The organism is Paenarthrobacter sp. CCNWLY172 (assembly GCF_037402035.1).
Taxonomy (GTDB): domain Bacteria; phylum Actinomycetota; class Actinomycetes; order Actinomycetales; family Micrococcaceae; genus Arthrobacter.
The window spans coordinates 84,701-106,024 of the sequence record NZ_JBBEGB010000004.1 but is presented as its reverse complement, the minus strand read 5'-3'; the positions used below and the strand labels follow the sequence as shown (position 1 = coordinate 106,024).

Genomic DNA, 21,324 nt, shown 5'->3' with positions numbered 1-21,324 from the left:
AGTCAAGCCGTGGCTTGGTGGGGTCGGGGTAGGGCCGCTTTCCGGCCCGCAGCGATCACCCGGTTCAGTTGGGCCAAAACCTGCTCCGGATTCCCGCCGGCGTCCACCACCTCAAAGTCGTCAAACTCGGGCAGCGAACGGTATGCGGCGCGGAAAGCCTCAAGGTCAGCCAGTGTTTCGTTGTCAGTCCCGCGTGCCGTGACCCGTTGGTGGGCGAGGCGGGGGTCGACGTCGAAATGGACTGAGAGGTCCGGCGCTGGGAGCTTTCCCAGCAGCCACGGAAGCAGCCGGCCGCGGCCTAAACCATTGGCCTGACGCAGTGCGAGCTGGCAGTGCAGGTGACGGTCCATCACCACCAGGCCGTCGAACTTGTGGGCGCGCGCATGGTTGAGAAGCACGTTGAACAACCTGACGCCGGTTTCAATGACGTCGGCTAGCCGCGGTGGCAATTTCCAGCCAAACCGCTCGGACACCAGCGACATACGGCGCCGGGCGGCGTGGTTGCTGAGCAGCAGCGCATTCCGCCCCTCGGCGCGGGCAGAATCGACCAAGGCGCGGGCCGCCGTCGTTTTTCCCGAACCGTCAATTCCAGTCAGAACAATGAGCATGAGGCCTCCCCTCGTCTCCCTACCAACGAAGGGAGGTGCCGTCTTGTGCCGTGATGCGGCGTGAGTCAGCCCACAGGCCGCCACGTGAACCGGGGCTGCTCGCGGTCCAGGAACGCTTTGATGCCGATCTCCATGTCCGGGCTGTCCGGCATCGCCGCCCACGCCTCCGCCCACTCCTGGTCAATGACCGCCAGGCCGGAACCGGCGTCAGTCAAGTTCATCAGCCGCTTCATCGAATGCATGGAGAACTGCGAACGGCTCCGGAGCGTATTGATCAGTGCTGCGCACTTCTCCTCAAAGAACTCGGAAGGCACGACGTCGGCCACCAGGCCGAGCGCGCGGGCTTCAGTGGCGCTGAACGTCTGTCCGGTGAGGAGGATGTACTTGGCGTTGGCGTGACCCACCAGGCGGACAAGCCGTTCGATGCCCGGTCGCGGGTAGATGATACCGATCTTGGCCGGCGTCAGTCCGATGACTGCCCGTTCGTTGGCGATGATGAAGTCGCAGGCGGAGGCGATCTGCCAGCCGCCACCCATGCAGGCGCCATCGACCAGCGCCACCGCGGGCTTGGCGAGGGAAGCGATGGCACAGTCTGCGGCGCTGAGGTGATCTACCGTGGAACCGTCCTCTTGCGGATCGATCAGGACGGAAGCGAGTTCGCTGATGGCGGCCCCGGCACAGAAAGTGTTCCCGGCGCCGCGCAGCACCACCACGGCAACGTCAGGATCGGCGTCCAACTGCGGCATCAGTTCCTGGATCTCCAGGCACATGGCCCGGGTCAGGGCATTCCGCTGGGCAAGGTTGCAGATTTCCACGGTTGCCACGCCGTCAGATATCGCGACGACGATGCCGCCGGCACGGGAAACCTCGGGACGGGCAGTGTCTGCCGGGGATACTACGGTCATCGCTGCGCTCCCAAAGTTTCCGGAACCAGGACGGAACCCGGCACGCAGACGAGGCGACCCTCTCGCTCAAGCCGGGTGACGTCGTCGTGCGTCATTCCGCGCTCCATGAGTATTTGGGCGGTGTGCTCGCCGAGCAGCGGCGGGGGAGCCAGGATTTCGCTGGCCTCGCCGTCCAGGCTGAGCGGGCCGCGGAGCAGGGGGAGTTCGGACCCATCACGACGCCTGCTGTGCTGGACGAGTCCCAGGGCGGCGACCTGGTCCGAGGCCAGTGCCTGGGTGTAGTTGTAGATGGGGCCGCACGGGATCCCGGCCGCGCTGATCAGCGGAACCCATTCGGCTGCCGGCTTCGCGGATAGGGCAGCTTCAATGAGCTCCGTCAACTGATCCCTGTTGGCCGAGCGGTCCGCGCCGGTGACGAAACGGGGATCCTCCACGGCGGTGGGCATCCCGAGCAGTCCACAGAACGCGCGCCATTGTTTGTCGCTGCCCACGGCGATGTTGATGGATTCCGTGGCCGTGGCGAACATGCCGTAGGGGGCGATGACTGGGTGGTTGTTGCCCTGCGGTGTGGGTGCTTCACCGAGACTGAGCGCCTTCTGCCCCTGGAATGCGGACAGATTCAGGGCCGTCTCCAGCAGGGAGGTGGACACGCGGCCGGGGCGCTCGCCATTCCGGGACCCCAGGAGCGCTGACACAATTCCGAAGGCGCAGATCATCCCGGAGGTGATGTCCACGATTGGTATGCCGACCCGGTAGGCCTCGCCGGGGCCGGAACCTGGGCCAGGCCCCGTGACGGACATCAGCCCTGACATTCCCTGGATGACCTGGTCCAGTCCGGCGTCGTCCTTGAGGGGGCCTGTGTTGCCGAACCCGGTGACGGATCCCACCACGAGTCCCGGGTTCAGCTCTTCAAGCCGGGCTGCTGTGAATCCCATCTTTTCCAAAGTGCCGGGCTTGAAGTTTTCCACCAGGACATCCGCGTCGGCAATCAAACCGGAGAGAATTTCACGACCTTCCACTGAATAGAAGTCCAAGCACACGGAGGCTTTGTTGCGGTTGACGGAGTCGAAATAGAGGCTGTGACCATCCTGGAACGGCGGCCATTGGCGGGCTGTGTCGCCACCATTGACGCTTTCGACTTTGATGATCCGGGCGCCCATGTCGGCAAGGAGTGCGGTGCAATAGGGGCCGGCGAGGGCCCGGCTGAGGTCGATCACGGTGATTCCGCGGAGTGGTTTGAGCATGATTGCTGTCCTAACTTTGAGACGGTTTTAGAGGCTGGAGGTCAGCACCAGGGCGCCAACCAGCAAGAGCGGCCCGGCCACCACCATGGACAAGCCCCAACGGGTGAGGAACCTGGTGATGCGGGGGCGTTCATCGGCGTCGACGGTGGCCACGAACGTGGCGCCGACGGTAGAGAACGGAGAGACGTCAACAATGGACGAACACACGGCAAGGGTGGCGATAACCGCCCATCCGGCGACGTCCCCGGAGGCCACCAGCGGGAGTGCCAGCGGAACCAGCGCAGCGAGCATCCCGGTGGTGGAGGCGAAGGCGGAAATGAGGGCACCGATAGCGCAGATCACCAGCGCGGCCAGCAAGGGAGTCCCGACGGCGCCGGCTGCTTCGCCGAGCAACGCGACGGCTCCCATGGTCTGAAGCACTCCGACGAACGTGATGATCCCGCCTACCAGCAGGACGGTGGACCAGTCGATTTTGGCTACGGCCGATTTCCCGGACTGTGGGTCGCACAGCGTGAGGACCGAGGCGAACGCGAAGCACAGGACACCGATGTCCGGGCTGGCGCCGAGGACGGACATCAGGATGACGGTGGCAACCAATCCGGCCATGCAGAGCACGGTGATGATCTGGTTGCGGTCCAGCCGCGAAGGCTGCGGCGCGGGGGCCAGTTCGTCGAGGACCTGAACGGCCTGTTCGGCGGCCTTCTTGCCCCGTGCAATGGTGCCTTCGCGTTCAAAAGGGTGCGACGGCGTCGGGCGGCTTGCGCTGAAGCGCGGCAGGTTGGTGCCGAAACCGTCAGCCGTGCGGGTGTTGAGCAGCTTGAAACCGCCGAAGAGCACGTAGGCGGCCCCCAGCAGCAGGATGTTGGTGCCCAGGGCCACGCCAAAAAGGACCAGGGGATCCAGATCGATTCCGGCTGCCCTCGCGGTGCCGTAGGTGACGATGCCGAACAGGCTGGTGGGTGCGAATCCGCCCGCGCTGAGCCCCGATCCGATGGCCAACCCCATGAGCATGCGGTCGATGCCGTACCGCTTGGCCAGGGGCATTCCGATGGGTGCCATGACCAGTCCGGCCAGGGGTGAGCCCATGGCAGAGATGCCGATGGTGAGGGCGAAGAAAGCCAAGGGAAGGAAGAAGGCGCGGTCACCCACTTTGGTGATGGCCATTTCGATGATGCGGTCGATGGTCCCGTTGGCCTGCGCGATCGCAAAGAAATAGGTCACGCCAACCAGCAGGACGAGGATTCCGATGGGAAAGCCCGCCACTACCTTCTCGATGGTCATCCCGGCCATCCACACACCCACGCCGGCGGCCGCTGCGAACATGAGCACTCCAATGTGCACTTTGCGCAGGGTGGCCAGGACGAAGACGCCTACAAAGATGGCGAGGGCCAGTATCTGTAATTCCATAAGCCCGTTCTCCAATCAAACTACGTCGGTTCACTGGATGAACCATCGGTTCATTTTGGGAAGTCGCCTGTAATGTAGGGCACTGGAGTTAGTCGGTCAAGCGGGAGGGTTGCATGAGCACGCAAAGCGTCGTCACGGCCATCAGGGTGCTGGAAGCAGTCTCGGACAACCAGCCCGCAGGCTTGTCCGAGCTCAGCCGCGAGGTGGACGTGCCCAAGGCCACCGTGCTCCGTATGCTCAGGACGTTGGCCGAACTGGGCTGGGTGGCGCAGTCCGAGGTCCAAGCCGGCAAGTGGGTTTTGACCAACCATGCCTTCGCTGTGGCAAGCCGTGGCAGCAGCGGATCAGTGATCCGTGACGCGGCAATGGGCCCCTTGAATGCGCTGCAGCTGGACACGACGGAAACGGTTCACTTGGCGGTGCCGGACCGCGGCTACATGCTCATCATCGAGCGACTCGACACCCCCCACGTGCTGAGGGCTTTCCTGCCGCTGGGTTCGCGCCTGCCGATGCACGCCTCCTCTACAGGAATGGCCTACTTATCGGCTGCTGACGAGGCCTTCGTTGACGATTACCTGGCTGGCCCGCTGGAAGCGCTGACGCCGCAGACCGTGGTGGATCCCACACGGCTTCGCGAGATGATCGCGGACACACGTGCCCGCGGGTACTCCATCAACGAACAAGGCCTCAGTACGGGGATCACTTCCATCGGCGTGCCGCTGCTGGGGCCGGGCGGTGTCGCTGCCGGATCCATCTCCATCTCGGGGCCTTCCAGCAGGATAGTCCCCGCCAAATACCAGGAATACGGTGAGGCGGCCACCGGCACCGCGCGTGAGATCAGCAGGGCTTTGGGGGCGTTCTCCGCCAAGGGCTACTAAGTTTCCTGTCAAAATACTTCGCCGCAACTCAAAGCGCGCCTATCATGATGCTGTGGACGTGCTTCTTTGGAGTATTGGTTTCGTTTGAACCCGATTCCGGAGGGTACTAAAGCGATATGGAGAACTATTTCTTCGATCGGTGCCCGTTGGCATGGGTGGCGCCCCTTATCGGGGTACCAGCGGACGCCTTCCTGAATAGACAAAATTTATTGAAGGGATGCGTAGCTCAATGAACACACTTTTAATAATCGCCGGCGTAATCGCGATCATCCTGCTCCTCGTGGGCGGATTCAACCAAGCCCTCAGCTTCCTGCTGTGGGTTGGAATCATCCTCTTGGTGCTGGCCCTTCTGGGCTGGGTTCTTGGCCGTGGCCGGTCGCGCGTATGACAACTGATCCAAGCGAAGTTGCCGGTTTTGCCCAGGTTCGCGATGGAACCACCACCCCCGGCCATCCCATTCCCAGGGATCCGGGGATGCCTGAATCCAGCGGCCAGGTACCTGTAGGTGACGCCTCGTCGGAAAGTCCGGACGACGCCGTCGATGCTGGCCCCAGCGAGTCAGCCAACCCACCAGGGCCGGCAGAAGAGAAGGACGAAGGAACCACGGACAACCGTGGTCTGACCACCGAAACCAATCCTACGGATTGATCGGAGCAGCGCGGCCGCGGGCGGGGAGGTTTCCTGTCCGCGGCCGCGTTCTTGGTGACCCCTTGCGGGTGTTTGCCACTAATTCCTGAAAAGTCGTCAGTTTAGCGATTGGCGGAAGAAAATGCGCATCGGTTCAATCATCGGGCTGATCGTTGTAGTTTGGCTCGTCATCGGCGCAATTGCGGCCGGCCAGCGGGGTTATTTCAGCGCCCCGCCTGCACAGTGCTCGCAGTTTGCAACCATAGCTCTGAATATCGTCGCCGGCCCCCTGAATTACACGAGCCTGGACCCTCAGGGCGGGTGTGAGGTGCCGCAGCCGTCCTGACATGACGCGGGGCCGCACCATACAACGTTTGTCAACAAATTGCTAAGATTACTGACTATTTTGGTCTCGACATGGACATGGCACTAAGTACCCTTATAGGTTCGAAGTGTTCCATCAACACGTTCCACCGCTCAGGGAAAGGACAGGTCATATGGACAAGCAGAATGCCACACCGGAAGAGGAAGTGGGAGGCTACGGCACTCCTACGGCAGAGCAGGAAGCCGGCGGAGGCCAGGCACAGCCCCGCGTGGAAGAGGACATCGAAGAGGCCGGCCTCGGAGAAGGTACCGGCGCGCCGAACCTCAGCCACCTGGATCCGGAGGATTCAGACAGTGCAGGCGAGCCCGGAGCCGGCCGCTTCGGAGGAACCGAAGAGCAGGCCCACGCCGAGCAGTCCACCGTGCCCGACGGCAACGATGACAGCCTGCCGGATGGCAGTGGCAACGACCTTCCCGAGGAAGAGTCGCCCAACGACGATGACGAAGAAAGTTTCGACGCCGGCTAAGAGCTTTGGCTGGCGCGCTTTAGACAGGCGCGCCACTGGTTAAGCAGCCAGCTGGCTGGCGCGCCACCAGCAGTACAGCACGAGCACCCGAGACGCGATCGAAGGAGCAACCTTATGGCTACGGTCAACAAGTCAATCGATGTAGATGTCCCCGTATCTGTCGCCTACAACCAGTGGACGCAGTTCGAGACCTTCCCGGAGTTCATGAACGGTGTGGAGTCGGTGCAACAGATCGATGACACAGCACTCCATTTCGCGACGAACGTGGGCGGCGTGAAGCGCGAGTACAACGCCCAAATCATTGAGCAGGTCCCGGACGCGCTTGTCAGTTGGGCAAGCGTCGATGGACCCCGCAATGCAGGCACGGTCAGCTTCGAACCGCTCGCAGAGGCCCGCACCCGAGTGACCGTGGCGATCGATTGGGAGCCCGAAAGCCTCGCGGAAAAGGCGGGATCGGCGCTGCACGTCGATGAACTGCGCGTGGGTGCCGACTTGGACAAGTTCAAGAAGTTCATTGAGGCGCAGGGGCATGAAACCGGGGCCTGGCGCGGCACGGTATCCGGCGGCGATGTGGATGATACGGGGCAGACGCCCGGAGTCCGTCCCTAGCGCGAAGCCCGGGACTGGCTCACACTGGATACAGCACCAATAGATAGCTCCAACGAGGGCCGGCCACCGTTACGGGCCGGCCCTCCGGCGTACGCAAGATCAACGGCAGAGGGAGTCCTGACAGCCATGGCAGTGTCCAGCACCGTGGAGTCCGAGCGGAAGTTCGATGCCGACGCATCGACTCCGCTGCCCGAACTGCACACTATCGACGGGGTGGGGGCAGTGGGTAAACCGGCAAGTTACAGCCTGGAGGCCATCTACTTCGATACCCGCCACCTCGCCCTGGCTGCCCGCGGAATAACGTTGCGGCGCCGCACCGGTGGACCCGACGCCGGCTGGCACCTCAAACTGCCCCTTAGTCCCGGGAAGCGGACGGAGATTCACGCACCGCTGGGCACCGCTGACACGGTCCCGGTGGAACTCATGGATCGCGTGCTCGCTTACACGCGGGGCCATGCAGTGGCCGCAGTGGCCACACTCACCACAGAACGCACCAGCTACGCGCTGTACGGACACGGCGGCGAACGTTTGGCCGACTTCGTTGACGACTATGTACGGGCCCAGGTTTCCCTTGGTGAGCCCCGCGGGTCGGAGTGGCGGGAGTGGGAAGTCGAGCTGACCGCGCAGGACGGCGCCGACGATGCGCTCCTGGAAACCCTCGTGGGACAGCTCTCAGACGCAGGAGCGAAGCCCAGCAACCGAACCTCCAAGCTGGCTACTGCCGTGGGTGATTCATGGCCGGATCTCAAAGGAAACGGCCGCAACCAGGCCTATGACAAGGGCTCGGCAATGGCCCCGGTACTCACCTATCTCCAGGACCAAGAGGCCGACCTCCTGCTTCAGGATGCCCACGTGCGGTTGGGACGGGATGACTCAGTCCATCAAATGCGGTCAGTGATCCGCCGTGTCCGATCGGTTTTGCACTCATACCGCCAGCTCTTTGAGCCTGCCCCGGTGAAGGAACTTGAGCGCGAGCTGAAGTCGTTGGCCAAGACTTTGGGCCGGTACCGTGACACGGAGGTCCTGCACGCACGCTTGAGGACGCACCTTGACGAGCTGCCGTCGAACCTCGTACTGGGCCCGCTGCACGACGAACTGGACCAGCGCATGGCTGTCAGGGCGGACACCGCAATGGGAGCTGTCAAGAACCGCCTGAACAGCCCCCGGTATTTTAAGTTGTTGGACGCACTCGAGGCGTTCATCGAAGCCCCACCGGTAACGCCGCAAGGGGAGGCGAAGGCCCGGAAAACCACGGCGAAGCTCGTCAACAAAGCCGCCAAGCACCTCGGCAAACGCCATGACGCCGCGGTGGCTGCCGCCGTCGGGCCCCGGCGTGACACAGCGTTTCACGAAGTCCGGAAGGCCGCCAAGAAGCTGCGGTTTGCCGCCGCGGCCGTTGAAGGTGTCCACGGCAAGCGGGCCGTGAAGCTGGGGGATGCAGCCCACAAAATCCAAACGATCCTCGGTGACCACCAGGACAGCGTGGTGGCCCGCGCGGAGCTGCTGAAGCTGGGTTCTGCGCCCGGCATCAGCAGCGCTGCGTTTACTTATGGCCTCCTGCACGCCATGGAACGCAGTGCCGCCGACGCCACGGAAGAGCAATATCTTCGTCACAGCAAGAAGGCGCTGAAGCTCAGGCTCCAGAAATAGGAACCTACTTCTTGAGGAACGTCAGCAACGCGTCGTTGATTTCGGCGCCGTGCGTCCAGAGCAGGCCGTGCGGTGCCCCCTCAATTTCCAGGTAGTCAGCGCTGGGCAGTGCGTCCTTGAAACGCCGTCCGGTGACGTCGATGGGCAAGATGTTGTCAGCCGTGCCGTGGACGATTAGGGCCGGGACGTCGATCTTGGGGATGTCGGCCCGGAAATCCGTGAGCCATGTGGGCTGCGCGGCCACCGAGGCAAAGGCCCCGGACTTGCTGGCCAGATTCCAGCTGGCGTCCACGGCTTCCTGGCTGAGCCGGTCCGTGCCCAGGAACGTATCGGTGTTGTAAAAGTTCTTGAAGAAGTCGGTGAAGAACGCGTAGCGGTCTGCGGTGACGGCGGCGGCAAGGCCGTCGAACACGTCCTGCGGCACGCCGTCGGGGTTGTCATCGGTCTTCAAGAGGAAGGGTTCCAGCGAACCGAGGAAGACTGCCTTGGCAACACGGGCCGAGCCATACGTGCTGATGTAGCGCGCCACCTCGCCGGTGCCCATGGAGAAGCCCACCAGGACGGCGTCGTTCAGGTCCAAGGTGTCCAGGACGGTCTTGAGGTCTGCGGCAAAGGTGTCGTAGTCATAGCCTTCAGTGGGCTGGCTGGATTTTCCGAAACCCCGGCGATCGTACGTAATGACGCGATAACCGGCCTCGAGCAAGGCAGCGGTCTGCTTCTCCCAGGACGAACCATCCAACGGGTAGCCGTGGATCAAAACCACAGCCTGGCCGGTCCCATGGTCCTCGTAGTAAAGCTCAATCTCAGTGCTGTTTTCGTTTCCGACGGTGATGTAAGCCAAAACTCAAGTCCCTTCGATGCGGTTCAACACGAACGTTTCCAGCCTACTGTTCTGTTGGTGCGCCGGCACGGGCCCTGTCGTGGAGTTGACGCGCCGCCGCCACGGCGTCCATGTTGTCCTCCGCCCACTCCTTCATGTCGAAGATGATCGGGAGGAGCGAACGGCCGCGTGCAGTGAGCTCATAATCCGTTCGGACCGGAACCGACGCGGTGACCTCCCGGTCAATCAGGCCGTCGCGCTCCAGGGAGCGGAGTGTGGAGGTCAGCATTTTCTGGCTCGCCCCCGGGATCAGTCGGCGCAGCTCACTGTGGCGTTGCGGCCCTTCTTCCAAGGCGAGCAGGACAAGTGTCACCCATTTGCTGCTGATCGCCTCCAGCAATTGGCGTGCCGGGCAGAGTTCCAAGGAAGCGTTGTAGTGGTGTTGCGCTTTCCGACGGTTCTGTTCAGCCGTGAGTGTCATGACCTCATCATTGCAGGAACGTGGAGGTGCCCTGGGCACAATAAAGTGCGTTCTTACGCTGCGTGACACCCCCGGGTGAGGATCGATGAGGGGCCAAAGGGTCCCCTGCCTGAAAGGAAAAGCATGCCCTCCATCCTCCACATCAACGCCTCACCCCGTTATGCCGCCAGCGATTCGCTGCGGTTGGCCCGCCATTTCATTGACTCGGTTCAGGCTGCGGCTTCGGAGACGTTCGAGCTGGAAACCCTGAACCTGTTCGACGACGGCGCGTTGCCGGCTTTCGGACGGACAGCTGCGGCTGCCAAGATGGCTGTCTTCACCGGCCAGGACCAGACTCCGGATCAAATTGCGGCGTGGGAGTCCGCCCGCGCCGTATTTGAGCAGTTCGCCTCGGCCGATGCGTACGTTTTCAATATTCCGTTGTGGAACTCCGGTGTGCCCTACGCCCTGAAGCAATGGATCGACATCGTCACCCAACCCGGGTGGAGCTTCGGGTTCGACGCCGAAACGGGCTACACCGGCCTCATGGAGGGCAAGCATGCGCTGGCCATCCACACCAGCGGGGTCTATTCTCCCGGGGTTTCGCCGGCTTTCGGCTCCGATTTCGGCAGCACCTACTTTGCCGATTGGCTGAGCTTTGTGGGCATTGCGGATGCCACGCACGTTCGCTTCGCACCCACCGTCCTCAACGCAGACGTAGAGGGAACCCGCCGTGTTGCCGAGAATGAACTCACCGACGCCGCGCTCCTGTTCGCGGGCAAGCTCGGTGCTGCGGCAAAGCTGCAGCTGGCGAACGACTAGGAAACGACGACGACCCCGTCAGGCAGGTTACTTCCCGGAGTTCGCTGCGGCTGAAGCGGCCGCAGCGGCAGCCGCTTCAGCCGCAGCTGCTGCTTCCGAGGCCGCAGTATTGGCGGAGCCCACGGCACCCTCAGCTGCAGCGATGGCGTCGTTCATGATCTGCTGATCCACTTCAGTCGTATCGACAACCATTTTGATCGTCTTGGCGTCCGTCTCGGAGCCTGCTGAAGGGTCCGTCGATACGGCTGCTACTTGCTGACCCGGCTCGAGCGTGGTCCAAGGAGTTCCATCAGGTCCCACGATCGAGATGGTCAGCCCGGCCGATGCCAAAGCAGCTTTGGCATCGGCGAATGGCTTCCCTGCGATGTCCGGAACGGTGGTGAGGTTCGTTGCAGGGCTGGAGGCCGCGGTTTCAGAGGGTTTGGCCTGCGTGGCTTCCGACGTACCGCCGGAGCATCCTGCCAGCGCTGCGCCGATCACCAATGCCAGCGCCAATGCTGCGGTCTTCTTCATATGTCATACCCCCAAAATAGTCCGCTGGCCGGCTCATGGTTTGCCAACCCCACGTGGTGCAATACCAGCGGTAACTTTAGCGCTATTTCTCTAGTTGCCCGCAGCAACCAGACGTAAACTGGCCTTCGGTTCACATCGCCTGGCTCGGAGATCCCATGCTGTGGAAGGTACTTGTTCGCTTCCTGCGGCCGCATCAGCGGTTGCTGATCGCCGTCGTCGTCTTCCAATTGGCCCAGTCCATCGCATCCCTGTACCTTCCGACGCTGAACGCCGACATCATCGACAACGGGGTCGCCACCGGGGATACCGACTACATCCTGCGCATGGGCGGGCTGATGCTGTTGATCACCCTCCTGCAGATCGCGTGTGCCGTGGTTGCGGTCTACTTCGGCGCGAAGGCTGCCATGGGGATGGGCCGTGACCTCCGCGACGCGGTTTTCAGCAGGGTGGGGGAGTTCTCTGAGCAGGAGGTCACCAGGTTCGGGGCGCCGTCGTTGATCACGCGGTCCACCAACGACGTCCAACAGGTGCAGCAATTGGTCTTGATGTCCTGCACGCTGATGGTCGCGGCGCCCATGCTGAGCATTGGCGGAGTGATCATGGCCGTGCGCCAGGACGCCCAGCTGTCCTGGCTGATCGCAGTGAGCGTGCCGGTGCTGTTGCTGGCTGTTGGGTTGATTGTGACCCGGATGGTGCCGTTGTTCCGCAAGATGCAGGTCCGGATCGACGCCGTGAACCGTGTCCTCCGCGAGCAGCTCACCGGTATCCGTGTGGTGCGGGCGTTCGTCCGCGAAGACTTGGAAACCGCCAGGTTCGGTAAAGCGAACGACGACGTCACTGACGTCGCGCTGCGGGCCGGGCGTTTGATGGCACTCATGTTCCCGGTGGTCATGTTGGTCATGAATGTTTCGTCCGTGGCGGTGATCTGGTTCGGGTCCTTCAGGATCGAGGACGGTTCCATGCAGGTGGGCACGCTGATTGCGTTCCTGAGCTACCTGATGCAGATTCTTATGTCGGTCATGATGGCCACGTTCATGGCTGTGATGATCCCGCGTGCGTCCGTCTCCGCCGACCGGATCGGCGAGGTGCTGGAGACCGACTCAAGTGTCCAGCCGCCGTCGAACCCCGTCATCGGCGGCATCCGCCGCGGCGAGTTGGAAATGCGCGACGTCGGATTCGCCTACCCGGGTGCCGAGCAGCCAGTGCTGGGCGGGGTCACGTTTACAGCCTTGGCCGGGCAGACAACAGCGATCATCGGCAGCACGGGTGCTGGGAAAACCACGCTGGTGAACCTGATGCCACGTCTCTTCGACGCCACCAGCGGGTCCGTTCTGATGGACGGCGTGGACGTCCGTGAACTCCATCCTGACCTGCTGTGGGGCCACATCGGGCTGGTACCGCAGCGGCCTTACCTGTTCTCCGGGACGGTCCGCAGCAACCTCCAGTACGGCAAGCCCGATGCCACCGAGGAGGAGCTGTGGCAGGCGCTCTCCGTTGCCCAGGCCCGGGACTTTGTGGAGGACATGGAAGGTGGCCTGGATGCTGCCATCTCTCAGGGTGGCACCAACGTCTCCGGCGGGCAGCGGCAGAGGCTCGCAATCGCCCGGGCCCTGGTGAAGCGGCCGGAGCTCTACATCTTTGACGATTCCTTCTCCTCCCTGGACACCGCCACCGATGCCCGGCTCCGGCAGGCCCTCAAGCGCCACACCAACGGCGCCACGCTGGTGATCGTCGCCCAGCGGGTCTCCAGCATCGCCGACGCGGACCAGATCCTGGTGCTCGATGACGGCAGGATCGTTGGGCGCGGAACGCACGAAGAATTGTTGGAGACGTCCGAAACGTACAAGGAAATCGTGTCCTCCCAGCTCGCGGCGGAGGAGGCGGCATGAGCGCTGTATCAGCCGGGCCGCGCGGTCCCCAAAGGCCGGCGATGGGTCCTGGTCGAGGTGGGCCGTTCGCGGGGATGAACATCCCTGCTGAGAAGGCGTCCAACTTCTCTGGCTCAGCCCGGCGTTTGCTGGGGACGCTGAGGCCGGAGCGGTTCTGGCTGATCCTGGTGCTGGTGTTCGCCGTGGTCAGTGTTGCGTTGTCTGTGATCGGACCCAGGCTGCTCGGCGAAGGCACCAACCTGATCTTCGCCGGTGTCGTCTCCCAACAGTTGCCCGCAGGTGTCTCCAAAGCCGACGTCATTGCGGGGCTGCGCGCTGCGGGTGATGACAGCAAGACGGACATGCTGGGCGCCATGACCCTCACTCCCGGCGTCGGAATCGACTTTGGCGCGCTGGCCTCGGTGCTGCTGTGGGCGCTGGCACTGTATGTACTGGCCTCAGCGTTCGGGTGGATGCAGGCGTACGTTCTCAACGGCGTCGTGCAGCGGACCGTTTACCGACTCCGCGAGCGGATCGAAGCGAAAATCCACCGGCTGCCCCTGCGCTATTTCGACTCCATCCAACGCGGTGAGCTGCTGAGCAGGGTGACCAACGACGTCGACAATATCTCCCAAAGCCTCCAGCAATCCATCAGCCAGGTGGTGTCCTCCCTCCTGACAGTGCTGGGTGTTTTGGTGATGATGTTCCTGCTCTCGCCGCTGCTTGCTTTGATTGCGCTGGTGACCATCCCGCTGACCCTCGGAACAACGCTCCTGATTGCCAAGCGCTCGCAGAAGCTGTTCGTGGCGCAGTGGAAGAACACCGGCGAACTCAACGGCCAGATCGAGGAAAGCTACACAGGGCATGCACTGGTGAAGGTGTTCGGGCGGCAGAACGAGGTGCAGGAGAAGTTCCGCGCGAAGAACAGCGAGCTGTACCAGGCGAGCTTCGGGGCGCAGTTCGTGAGCGGGCTGATCATGCCGGCCATGACATTCATCGGCAACCTGGTCTACGTGGGGATTGCCGTGGTGGGCGGCCTGCAGGTGTCCTCCGGTTCCATGCAGTTGGGCGATGTGCAGGCTTTTATCCAGTACTCGCGACAGTTCACCATGCCGTTGGCGCAGCTCGGATCCATGGCCAACATGCTGCAATCCGGTGTTGCCTCCGCGGAGCGCGTTTTCGATCTGCTCGATGAGGAGGAAGAGTCAGCCGAACCTGATCCTGTTCCACAGTCCGGTCCGGCGCGCGGACGGCTGGTGTTCGAGAACGTATCCTTCCGCTACTCGCCCGACAAGCCCCTGATCACGGACCTCAGTTTGGTGGCTGAGCCGGGGCAGAGCATCGCGATTGTAGGGCCTACGGGCGCGGGCAAAACCACCTTGGTGAACTTGATGATGCGCTTCTACGAGTTGGACTCAGGACGGATAACGCTCGACGGCGTGGATGTCGCCTCGATCCCGCGGCACGAGTTGCGCTCGCGGATGGGCATGGTCCTCCAGGACACGTGGCTTTTTGGTGGGACCATCCGCGACAACATTGCCTATGGACGGCCTTCTGCTTCCGAGGACGAGATTATTGAAGCCGCGCAGGCAACGTACGTGGACCGGTTCGTGCGGTCCCTGCCCGAAGGCTACGACACCTTGTTGGACGACGAAGGCGGCAACGTTTCGGCTGGTGAGAAGCAACTGCTGACCATCGCCCGGGCGTTCCTGTCCCATCCGTCCGTACTGATTCTGGACGAGGCCACCAGCTCCGTGGATACCCGGACCGAGGTATTGGTGCAGAAAGCCATGAACGCCCTGCGCTCGGACCGGACCAGCTTTGTGATCGCCCATCGGCTCTCCACCATCCGCGACGCCGACCTCATTCTGGTGATGGAAGCCGGGCAGATCGTGGAGCAGGGGACCCACTCGGAGCTGCTGGCTGCGGGTGGGGCTTACTCCCGGCTGTATGAGGCGCAGTTCGCGGCTCCGGTGGCTTTTGAGCCCTAGGTGCGGCGGCTTGGTGTGAGGGCTGAGGTGTGGCGCGCGTGGCCTCCTGACCTTGTTTGCCGGCCAAAACGCTGGTTTCCAACCGGGGAAGGTTGAATATCCGCTCCTGGCGCGGCAAAGAGGGTCAGGAAGCTACGAGCATCACGGCAATCTGGAGGGCCTCAGCACGTTTGCGTCCCCTGCCTTGTTGGGGTCCAAGAGCACCGGACTGACCAAGACAGTCGGCCCTCGATGCAGCAAGCCGCCGGCAATCACCTGGCAGCGGACGCCGCCGCGCCCCCGCATCGCTTTGTGGGCCCCTGGAGCGAGCATTTCGTCCATCCAAGCACACGGGTGGGCTGGGCGGCCGGCCTTCAACCGCACCACATCTCCACCGGACTCAAGGGTGAACTCATGGCCAAGCAGTGGAGCCAGCTCGACTCCCCGCACCATCACGTTCCGTCGGGTCAGCAGGGGATCGAGGGGACCGGCTCCGAGTTCCGCGGCGATCGATTCAAGAGCCTCCACGGCAAAAACCGTCACAGCAGCGTCCATGTGCGCTGCCTTGCCAAAGAACCTGTCGCCAACAATTCCTTTGCCAGTCACCAGTTCCGCTTGGTCGGCGTCAGTGGTGGTGACATCGACGGCGCCCTCCCGGGCACGGCCAAAGTAGGCGTGCGCCGGCGACACTAAAAGGTGAAGCACCTCGACGTCGTACCTGTACTCGGTGGTCATCCCTCAACGCTAATCCCCTGACGGAAGTATTGCCTCTAAAAGTAAAGGGTGCTTTACTTCCCTCATGAGTAAAGCTTCCTTTACATCAAGGCGGACGCCGGTCCATCACTACGTCCTTGCTGTCATCCTCGGCGCCATCCTGACCATCGCGGTCGCACTGTTGGTGGGAGCGTCAAACCCGGGCGACTTTTGGCCTGCAGCAGGGATCGGCGCCCTGTGTGCCGCCTACCCAGCCATGTCTCTCGGAACCAGGGTCTTCGTTTCACGCCACACCGTCACCCGTGATCAGCATGGCGAGCAGAGTGTGGAGCTCCAGTGGATGCGGCAGGCCGGTGCCGGAGCGTTCCTCGACGTGCTGGTTGCCACCATCGTTGCTGCCGTGGTCCTGGCGGTTGGCCGGTTTCAGATCGAAGCACTCCCGGTCCTGCTCGGGCTTGTGGCGCTGAGCGCCTTGGATGCCGGCCTGCGCTACCTTGCCGTTCGGCACCGTGCGCTGAAGTGAAGAACAACATCGCCGAGCGCCGGGCCGGGCGACGATGGACACAAGCTGACCTCGCTGCTGCCCTGGGGGTGTCCAGGCAGACGGTCATTTCCATCGAGCGGGAAAAGTTTGACCCCTCGCTGCCCTTGGCGTTCCTGATTGCCAGGACGTTCGACTGCGCCATCGAGGACATTTTCACTACCGATTAAAGCGCTGTGGCCCACGCCGCAGCGCTTTGGCCGCCTCCCGGATACTGTGGCACGGTGAACTTCGCTGAGGCTGCCGACGGCACCGAACTCGCCTGGGCGTCAAAAGGCGAAGGCGAGCCAATGCTGTTGATCGCCGGACAGGCAACCTCCATGGATGGCTGGGGCCCGACGGCGGAGCTTCTGTCCCGCTTTTACCGTGTCATCAGCTTCGATCACCGCGGGATTGGGCGGAGCGGGAAGGGCGACGCTGAGCGCTACACCACGAGGCTGCTTGCCGAAGATGCTGCTGTGGTCCTCAAAGCCGCCGGCGCGGATTCGGCACATGTGTACGGCCACTCGATGGGCGGGCGTATTGGCCAATGGCTGGCCATTGATCACCCCCAGAAAGTTCGTACGCTGATCCTCGCAGCCACGAGCGGTGGCATTTGGCCGGATGCCGGCGCCCAGCCGAAAAAGGCTGCCCTGGAAGCCTTGGTCAGCGGGGACATGTCCCGATTGGAAGAGCTCTTCTTCGACGCTGAGTGGGTCCGCGCACATCCCGAAGCGACCCACACATTCTTCAATTCCCGCGCATCGGCGTGGGCTAAAGCCCGGCACTTCAGGGCCAGCCGCGAGCATGATGCCTGGAGCAGTCTCAATGCCATCCAAGCCCCCACCCTGATCCTTCACGGCACCAGGGATGCGTTGACCCCCTTGCCCAATGCACTCCTGCTTCGCGAGCACATTCGCGGCTCGGTACTGGTGCGTGTCCCCGGAGCGGGACACGGCCTTCATCTGGATCACCCGGAGACGGTTGACTGGATCCGGCAATTCATCGCCCGAAAGGCCAGCTAACGCGCAGGAACCCTCAACACCTCGAGCGCTGCCACAAGGTACGGGATCGGATCCGGATCTGACCCCGCCGCCCATTGCATCCATGCCTCAAAGGTGGTGGCAAGGTACGCGGCGCTCAAGTAGCGTGCCGCGGAGTCGGAAAGACCGTTCTCCACAAGGAAGGCGAGCGTCCTTTCGCGCTGTGGTGCCAGGGACTCGTAGCTGCGGCTGGTCAGTTCGGCGTGCTCGGCGATCAACCGGAGCCGTCCGCGGGTCACGGCCAGATCGGGAATGACCCCGACCCCGGCGGCCGCCGCCTCACGCAGCCCGGCCAGCACATCGCCGTCGGGCTTTCCGTGCTGGTGGAACGATCCGAAGGCGAGCGTTGACGCTTCGACCACGGGTTCGGTGCCACCCCAGACCAGGTCCGCCTTGCTGGCGAAGTAACGGTAGAGGCTCTTGCGGCCGATACCGGCAGCGCGGGCGATGTCTTCCATGGAGGTGTTCTCATACCCGTGCTCGGCGAACAGGTCCAAGGCGAGTCCGGCCACGGCGTCGGCGTCGATGGTGGCGGGGCGACCGCTGGCGCGTGCCGGTTTGGCATCTTCCGAAATCATCCCTCCAGTATTCACTCTTACATAATGACACAGAGTGTCATAAGCTGGGGTGGACCACTCTGCAACCATCGGAAGGACATCATGGGCAACGACGCTTCATGGCAGGAGGCCATCACCTCTGGCCGTTTCGCCGGTAAGACCATCATTGTCACGGGAGCGGCCTCGGGTATTGGCCAAGCCACCGCTTTGCGCATCGCCAAAGAAGGCGGCAAGGTCATTGCGGCCGACATCAGCAAGGACCGCCTGGAGGCCCTGGCGGAGGAAAACAGCGGTCTGGACCTGGTGCCCGTAGCTGGCGACATCTCCACGGAAGAGACCGTGGCCGCGGTTCTGGCAGCCGCCGGCGGGCGGGTGGATGCTTTGGCCAATGTCGCCGGCATCATGGACAACTTCGCCCCCATCCATGAGGTGGACGATGATCTCTGGGAACGGGTCTTCCGCATCAACGTCACCTCTCTCATGCGCCTGACCCGTGCAGTGGTGCCACTCATGCTGGAGGCTGGAACCGGATCGGTAGTGAATGTGGCGTCCGAGGCAGGACTGCGTGGTTCTGCTGCCGGTGCGGCCTACACGGCATCCAAGCACGCCGTGGTTGGCCTTACCAAGAACTCGGCAGTGATGTACGGACCCAAGGGATTGCGCTTTAACGCCGTGGCTCCTGGCCCCACCATCACGAACATTGTGGCCAACTGGGGATCGCAGCTCGCTGCCGAACGGCTTGGCCCTTTGATGCAGGCAACGATTCCAACCCCCGCCACGGCAGCCCAACTGGCTGCGTCCATCACGTTCCTGCTGAGTGACGACGGCACCAATATCAACGGCGCCATTTTGGCGTCCGACGGCGGGTGGTCGGCTCTATAGGGTTTTAGCGCCAAGGTGCCGGACCAGCGCGTCCACAATAGGCAGTTGCCCTTTGACGAGTTTGGCCCGGGCCTCGGATTCTTCGAACCAGCGGGCGTCGTCGATCTCCGGGAAATCCTTCATGACACCCGACCCCTTGGGCCACTCCATGGGAAAGGTGTTGCTGATGATCTGCTCCGGTTGGAAGTCATTGGCTTCTGCCGTGAAAGCAGTGATGAGCTTTCCTGAGGGCTGCCGGAAAACGCCCAACAGCTCGTAGGCGGCGGCCGGCGGGGGTGAGCCTATTTCCTCTGCGAATTCGCGTTTCGCAGCTGCCAAAGGGTCTTCATCTTCAGGGAATTCGCCTTTGGGAATGGACCAGGCGTGGTGATCCTTTCGCGCCCAAAAAGGACCGCCCATGTGGGCGATCCACAGCTGCAATTCGCCGCTGCTCACGGTTCGGTAGAGAAGAATTCCGGCACTGCGGATAGGCATGTGTCTTCCTGAAGGACGTGCTGCGTAACGGGCTGTCTTATGAGGTACGGATCTGTCCAGAGTACTGCGGGGCTTTACCCCCGTTATCCAATTGATGTTGAAACAGTCATATTCAATGCCTAATTCGCTTCCGGCAGCGTCCCTGCTCATTGATAATCGAGGAGTTGCACGTTCCTCGGGGGTGGAACGTGACTGCGGCTTTCGGCAATTGCCGAAGGCGTTTCTGGGCGCATCAGCAGGAGGACACAGCTATGGCATCGTCAATGAGGCTCCTTCCTACCGGGGGAAGAAAAGTAATGGGTTTGGCCGTCGTCATGGCGGTAGGTTTATCACTGTTCACGGGTATCAGCCCCTCACACGCCGCGGACACCACGCCCATGGCTGAGGACCCTGGACCGGTGGGCAGCTTTGCTTGGAAAGGGTTCAACTGGCAGAAGCGTTTTTGGGGTGGGGCGCCCATGTACAACGCAAGCTGGGATGCCAACAACGTCAGCAATCCTGATGCTGATGGGTACGTGAAACTCTCCATCTCCAACCCCACCGGATCCGCTCCGAAGGGCGCGGAATTCCAGTCCACACGCGAAGGCTTCGGCTACGGCACGTACAGCACCACGGTGGAGAAGGACGTCAGCGCGCTGCAGAAGGAAGTGGTGTGGGGCTGCCTCTTCACCTACGATCCCGCAGCGGAACCGGGATACACGGAGATCGACCTCTGTGAGGCATCGGCCTGGGGTGGCGGGGCTGCCTACGGTGAAGACTGGCCTGTCACCCAAGGTCACGGGTACTGGTTCGATGCAACGAAGCCTCCAGGCCAGGGCAACAACACCGTCACCTTCGACGTCACGAACGCTCCTATCCTCACCCATCGCATGGTCTGGGAACCAGGCAAGCTGACCTTTGAGACCTTCGCTGGGGAAGGCTACAGCGGAACGCTGCTGAAAAAGACCATCCTGCAAGGATCCACGGTTCCGCTTCCGGCCAAAGAACAAATCCATTTCAACCTGTGGGTGACCGGGGGCGGAGGCGGCGATGCTGCCCATGTCGGCCCCGAAACGGTCACTATCCGTGATTTCTCCTTCGTGCCGGGCATTCCGTTGACGGCTCCCACTCCAACGGTGAACGGCACAGCGGCTGTGGGGTCAACGCTGACAGCCAACCCCGGAACCTGGACCACTGGAACTGCCCTGACCTACCAGTGGTACAGGAACGGTGCGGCGATCTCCGGTGCGACGACTGCCACCCGTGTTCTTGCGGCTGCCGACCAAGGTACCAAACTGACAGTGAGGGTCACAGGAACCAAGTCCGGGTACGCAACGACCACCAAGGAATCAGCGCCCACAGCCACAGTGGTTGCGGGGACTCTGGTGGCACCCACACCAACCATCACCGGGACGCTGAGTGTGGGCTCCACACTGACAGCAAACCCAGGTACCTGGACGTCCGGAACCACGCTGACGTACCAGTGGTACCGCTCGGGTATTGCGATCACCGGTGCCACCGCCAAGACCTACACCCTTGTAAGCGCTGACCAGGCGGACACCATGAGGGTCAGGGTCACCGGCACCAAGGCCGGCTACACAACGGTGGCCAAGTTCTCGGCGGTTTCGGCTCCGGTCACCTGATCTCCGGGCTACACAATCAGGGGCGATCTAAATGACAAACCCGCAGTTGTGTCGCGCTGGGGGGTAAGCGACACAACTGCGGGACTGCCAGGCCTGGTTAGTTCTTCTGCGCCTTGACGGGGACGATCCTCTTGACGGCGAGGCCGAGTGCCAGCATGGCGAAAGCAGCCAGTGCGAACCAGAAGAGATCGCCCGCTCCGGTCACTGCAAGTGCTCCTGAGCCCATTCCGGCTGCGGTGGCTCCTGCGAGGGGGGCTGCTGGATTGTTGTACATGAGTCG

At 62.6% G+C, this 21,324-nt stretch carries 25 protein-coding genes; 14 read left to right on the top strand and 11 right to left on the bottom strand.

Annotated features, from left to right (window positions below; translation table 11 throughout):
- Positions 1–2 precede the first annotated feature (2 nt).
- From WBN73_RS07195 to WBN73_RS07180, 4 genes are all read right to left on the bottom strand, one after another.
- Positions 3–608, bottom strand: coding sequence for an AAA family ATPase (locus WBN73_RS07195; protein WP_280623648.1), 606 nt, complete (start codon positions 606–608; stop codon positions 3–5).
- A 65-nt stretch (positions 609–673) separates the two neighbouring features.
- Positions 674–1,513 (bottom strand): enoyl-CoA hydratase/isomerase family protein, encoded by an 840-nt coding sequence (locus WBN73_RS07190; protein WP_337339978.1) that lies wholly within the window; start codon positions 1,511–1,513, stop codon positions 674–676.
- Positions 1,510–2,757, bottom strand: a complete 1,248-nt coding sequence (locus WBN73_RS07185) for a CaiB/BaiF CoA transferase family protein (protein ID WP_337339979.1) — start codon at positions 2,755–2,757, stop codon at positions 1,510–1,512. The genes WBN73_RS07190 and WBN73_RS07185 overlap by 4 nt, the downstream gene beginning before the upstream one ends.
- A 27-nt stretch (positions 2,758–2,784) precedes the next feature.
- On the bottom strand, positions 2,785–4,164 hold the full coding sequence (locus WBN73_RS07180) for an SLC13 family permease (RefSeq protein WP_337339980.1): 1,380 nt from the start codon (positions 4,162–4,164) through the stop codon (positions 2,785–2,787).
- A 113-nt stretch (positions 4,165–4,277) separates the two neighbouring features.
- On the opposite strand from WBN73_RS07180, the gene WBN73_RS07175 reads away from it, so the two are divergent.
- The 6 genes from WBN73_RS07175 to WBN73_RS07150 all read left to right on the top strand — a co-directional run bounded on the left by WBN73_RS07175 (position 4,278) and on the right by WBN73_RS07150 (position 8,779).
- On the top strand, positions 4,278–5,042 hold the full coding sequence (locus tag WBN73_RS07175) for an IclR family transcriptional regulator (protein ID WP_207594846.1): 765 nt from the start codon (positions 4,278–4,280) through the stop codon (positions 5,040–5,042).
- Positions 5,043–5,271: 229 nt separating this feature from the next.
- Positions 5,272–5,430 (top strand): hypothetical protein, encoded by a 159-nt coding sequence (locus WBN73_RS07170; RefSeq protein WP_198318272.1) that lies wholly within the window; start codon positions 5,272–5,274, stop codon positions 5,428–5,430.
- Positions 5,427–5,690, top strand: coding sequence for a hypothetical protein (locus tag WBN73_RS07165; protein ID WP_207594844.1), 264 nt, complete (start codon positions 5,427–5,429; stop codon positions 5,688–5,690). The genes WBN73_RS07170 and WBN73_RS07165 overlap by 4 nt, the downstream gene beginning before the upstream one ends.
- A gap of 476 nt (positions 5,691–6,166) precedes the next feature.
- On the top strand, positions 6,167–6,520 hold the full coding sequence (locus tag WBN73_RS07160; RefSeq protein ID WP_198318271.1) for a hypothetical protein: 354 nt from the start codon (positions 6,167–6,169) through the stop codon (positions 6,518–6,520).
- A 114-nt stretch (positions 6,521–6,634) separates the two neighbouring features.
- Positions 6,635–7,129: an SRPBCC family protein gene (locus tag WBN73_RS07155; RefSeq protein ID WP_207594842.1), complete on the top strand. Its 495-nt coding sequence runs from the start codon at positions 6,635–6,637 to the stop codon at positions 7,127–7,129.
- Between the two features lie 126 nt (positions 7,130–7,255).
- Complete coding sequence (locus WBN73_RS07150) at positions 7,256–8,779, top strand: CYTH and CHAD domain-containing protein (protein ID WP_337339983.1); 1,524 nt, start codon at positions 7,256–7,258, stop codon at positions 8,777–8,779.
- Positions 8,780–8,783: 4 nt separating this feature from the next.
- On the opposite strand, the gene WBN73_RS07145 is transcribed toward WBN73_RS07150, so the two are convergent.
- Both WBN73_RS07145 and WBN73_RS07140 read right to left on the bottom strand, forming a co-directional pair.
- A complete protein-coding gene (locus WBN73_RS07145; protein ID WP_337339984.1) occupies positions 8,784–9,620 on the bottom strand; it encodes an alpha/beta fold hydrolase in 837 nt (278 codons plus the stop codon).
- A gap of 43 nt (positions 9,621–9,663) precedes the next feature.
- Positions 9,664–10,080 carry a winged helix-turn-helix transcriptional regulator gene (locus tag WBN73_RS07140; RefSeq protein ID WP_207594835.1) on the bottom strand — a complete coding sequence of 139 codons (417 nt, stop codon included), beginning with the start codon at positions 10,078–10,080 and terminating at the stop codon, positions 9,664–9,666.
- 123 nt (positions 10,081–10,203) lie between these two features.
- Between WBN73_RS07140 and WBN73_RS07135 the strand changes: the two genes are divergently transcribed.
- A complete protein-coding gene (locus WBN73_RS07135; RefSeq protein ID WP_207594834.1) occupies positions 10,204–10,881 on the top strand; it encodes an FMN-dependent NADH-azoreductase in 678 nt (225 codons plus the stop codon).
- Positions 10,882–10,908: 27 nt separating this feature from the next.
- Here the strand turns inward: WBN73_RS07135 and WBN73_RS07130 are convergent, their stop codons facing one another.
- Positions 10,909–11,394 (bottom strand): PASTA domain-containing protein, encoded by a 486-nt coding sequence (locus WBN73_RS07130; protein WP_280623630.1) that lies wholly within the window; start codon positions 11,392–11,394, stop codon positions 10,909–10,911.
- Between the two features lie 155 nt (positions 11,395–11,549).
- On the opposite strand from WBN73_RS07130, the gene WBN73_RS07125 reads away from it, so the two are divergent.
- Together WBN73_RS07125 and WBN73_RS07120 are read left to right on the top strand one after the other, a co-directional pair.
- Positions 11,550–13,283, top strand: a complete 1,734-nt coding sequence (locus tag WBN73_RS07125; RefSeq protein WP_337339985.1) for an ABC transporter ATP-binding protein — start codon at positions 11,550–11,552, stop codon at positions 13,281–13,283.
- Positions 13,280–15,253: an ABC transporter ATP-binding protein gene (locus WBN73_RS07120; protein WP_337339986.1), complete on the top strand. Its 1,974-nt coding sequence runs from the start codon at positions 13,280–13,282 to the stop codon at positions 15,251–15,253. Before WBN73_RS07125 ends, WBN73_RS07120 begins: the two co-directional genes overlap by 4 nt.
- A 141-nt stretch (positions 15,254–15,394) precedes the next feature.
- Here WBN73_RS07120 and WBN73_RS07115 read toward each other — a convergent pair whose 3' ends face one another.
- Positions 15,395–15,967 (bottom strand): MOSC domain-containing protein, encoded by a 573-nt coding sequence (locus WBN73_RS07115; protein WP_337339987.1) that lies wholly within the window; start codon positions 15,965–15,967, stop codon positions 15,395–15,397.
- A 64-nt stretch (positions 15,968–16,031) separates the two neighbouring features.
- On the opposite strand from WBN73_RS07115, the gene WBN73_RS07110 reads away from it, so the two are divergent.
- Genes WBN73_RS07110 through WBN73_RS07100 form a run of 3 tightly spaced genes read left to right on the top strand, consistent with a single transcriptional unit; the run spans position 16,032 to position 17,491 of the window.
- Positions 16,032–16,469: a hypothetical protein gene (locus tag WBN73_RS07110; protein WP_207594824.1), complete on the top strand. Its 438-nt coding sequence runs from the start codon at positions 16,032–16,034 to the stop codon at positions 16,467–16,469.
- Positions 16,466–16,657 (top strand): helix-turn-helix transcriptional regulator, encoded by a 192-nt coding sequence (locus WBN73_RS07105; RefSeq protein WP_207594822.1) that lies wholly within the window; start codon positions 16,466–16,468, stop codon positions 16,655–16,657. Before WBN73_RS07110 ends, WBN73_RS07105 begins: the two co-directional genes overlap by 4 nt.
- 54 nt (positions 16,658–16,711) lie before the next feature.
- Positions 16,712–17,491 (top strand): alpha/beta fold hydrolase, encoded by a 780-nt coding sequence (locus tag WBN73_RS07100; RefSeq protein WP_337339988.1) that lies wholly within the window; start codon positions 16,712–16,714, stop codon positions 17,489–17,491.
- On the opposite strand, the gene WBN73_RS07095 is transcribed toward WBN73_RS07100, so the two are convergent.
- A complete protein-coding gene (locus WBN73_RS07095) occupies positions 17,488–18,087 on the bottom strand; it encodes a TetR family transcriptional regulator (RefSeq protein ID WP_207594818.1) in 600 nt (199 codons plus the stop codon). The genes WBN73_RS07100 and WBN73_RS07095 overlap by 4 nt on opposite strands.
- A gap of 81 nt (positions 18,088–18,168) precedes the next feature.
- On the opposite strand from WBN73_RS07095, the gene WBN73_RS07090 reads away from it, so the two are divergent.
- Positions 18,169–18,948 (top strand): SDR family NAD(P)-dependent oxidoreductase, encoded by a 780-nt coding sequence (locus WBN73_RS07090; protein WP_280628038.1) that lies wholly within the window; start codon positions 18,169–18,171, stop codon positions 18,946–18,948.
- Here the strand turns inward: WBN73_RS07090 and WBN73_RS07085 are convergent.
- Positions 18,943–19,422, bottom strand: a complete 480-nt coding sequence (locus WBN73_RS07085; protein ID WP_337339989.1) for an NUDIX domain-containing protein — start codon at positions 19,420–19,422, stop codon at positions 18,943–18,945. The two genes, WBN73_RS07090 and WBN73_RS07085, sit on opposite strands and share 6 nt — an antisense overlap.
- Positions 19,423–19,673: 251 nt before the next feature.
- Between WBN73_RS07085 and WBN73_RS07080 the strand changes: the two genes are divergently transcribed.
- A complete protein-coding gene (locus WBN73_RS07080) occupies positions 19,674–21,044 on the top strand; it encodes a hypothetical protein (RefSeq protein ID WP_337339990.1) in 1,371 nt (456 codons plus the stop codon).
- 97 nt (positions 21,045–21,141) lie between these two features.
- On the opposite strand, the gene WBN73_RS07075 is transcribed toward WBN73_RS07080, so the two are convergent.
- Positions 21,142–21,318 carry a hypothetical protein gene (locus WBN73_RS07075; protein WP_207594812.1) on the bottom strand — a complete coding sequence of 59 codons (177 nt, stop codon included), beginning with the start codon at positions 21,316–21,318 and terminating at the stop codon, positions 21,142–21,144.
- Positions 21,319–21,324: the final 6 nt, after the last annotated feature.

Coding starts and splice junctions, on each gene's coding strand:
- WBN73_RS07195 (WP_280623648.1), bottom strand. CDS start 608: ATGCTCATTGTTCTGACTGGAATTGACGGTTCGGGAAAAACGACGGCG.
- WBN73_RS07190 (WP_337339978.1), bottom strand. CDS start 1,513: ATGACCGTAGTATCCCCGGCAGACACTGCCCGTCCCGAGGTTTCCCGT.
- WBN73_RS07185 (WP_337339979.1), bottom strand. CDS start 2,757: ATGCTCAAACCACTCCGCGGAATCACCGTGATCGACCTCAGCCGGGCC.
- WBN73_RS07180 (WP_337339980.1), bottom strand. CDS start 4,164: ATGGAATTACAGATACTGGCCCTCGCCATCTTTGTAGGCGTCTTCGTC.
- WBN73_RS07175 (WP_207594846.1), top strand. CDS start 4,278: ATGAGCACGCAAAGCGTCGTCACGGCCATCAGGGTGCTGGAAGCAGTC.
- WBN73_RS07170 (WP_198318272.1), top strand. CDS start 5,272: ATGAACACACTTTTAATAATCGCCGGCGTAATCGCGATCATCCTGCTC.
- WBN73_RS07165 (WP_207594844.1), top strand. CDS start 5,427: ATGACAACTGATCCAAGCGAAGTTGCCGGTTTTGCCCAGGTTCGCGAT.
- WBN73_RS07160 (WP_198318271.1), top strand. CDS start 6,167: ATGGACAAGCAGAATGCCACACCGGAAGAGGAAGTGGGAGGCTACGGC.
- WBN73_RS07155 (WP_207594842.1), top strand. CDS start 6,635: ATGGCTACGGTCAACAAGTCAATCGATGTAGATGTCCCCGTATCTGTC.
- WBN73_RS07150 (WP_337339983.1), top strand. CDS start 7,256: ATGGCAGTGTCCAGCACCGTGGAGTCCGAGCGGAAGTTCGATGCCGAC.
- WBN73_RS07140 (WP_207594835.1), bottom strand. CDS start 10,080: ATGACACTCACGGCTGAACAGAACCGTCGGAAAGCGCAACACCACTAC.
- WBN73_RS07135 (WP_207594834.1), top strand. CDS start 10,204: ATGCCCTCCATCCTCCACATCAACGCCTCACCCCGTTATGCCGCCAGC.
- WBN73_RS07130 (WP_280623630.1), bottom strand. CDS start 11,394: ATGAAGAAGACCGCAGCATTGGCGCTGGCATTGGTGATCGGCGCAGCG.
- WBN73_RS07125 (WP_337339985.1), top strand. CDS start 11,550: ATGCTGTGGAAGGTACTTGTTCGCTTCCTGCGGCCGCATCAGCGGTTG.
- WBN73_RS07120 (WP_337339986.1), top strand. CDS start 13,280: ATGAGCGCTGTATCAGCCGGGCCGCGCGGTCCCCAAAGGCCGGCGATG.
- WBN73_RS07115 (WP_337339987.1), bottom strand. CDS start 15,967: ATGACCACCGAGTACAGGTACGACGTCGAGGTGCTTCACCTTTTAGTG.
- WBN73_RS07110 (WP_207594824.1), top strand. CDS start 16,032: ATGAGTAAAGCTTCCTTTACATCAAGGCGGACGCCGGTCCATCACTAC.
- WBN73_RS07095 (WP_207594818.1), bottom strand. CDS start 18,087: ATGATTTCGGAAGATGCCAAACCGGCACGCGCCAGCGGTCGCCCCGCC.
- WBN73_RS07090 (WP_280628038.1), top strand. CDS start 18,169: ATGGGCAACGACGCTTCATGGCAGGAGGCCATCACCTCTGGCCGTTTC.
- WBN73_RS07085 (WP_337339989.1), bottom strand. CDS start 19,422: ATGCCTATCCGCAGTGCCGGAATTCTTCTCTACCGAACCGTGAGCAGC.
- WBN73_RS07080 (WP_337339990.1), top strand. CDS start 19,674: ATGGCATCGTCAATGAGGCTCCTTCCTACCGGGGGAAGAAAAGTAATG.
- WBN73_RS07075 (WP_207594812.1), bottom strand. CDS start 21,318: ATGTACAACAATCCAGCAGCCCCCCTCGCAGGAGCCACCGCAGCCGGA.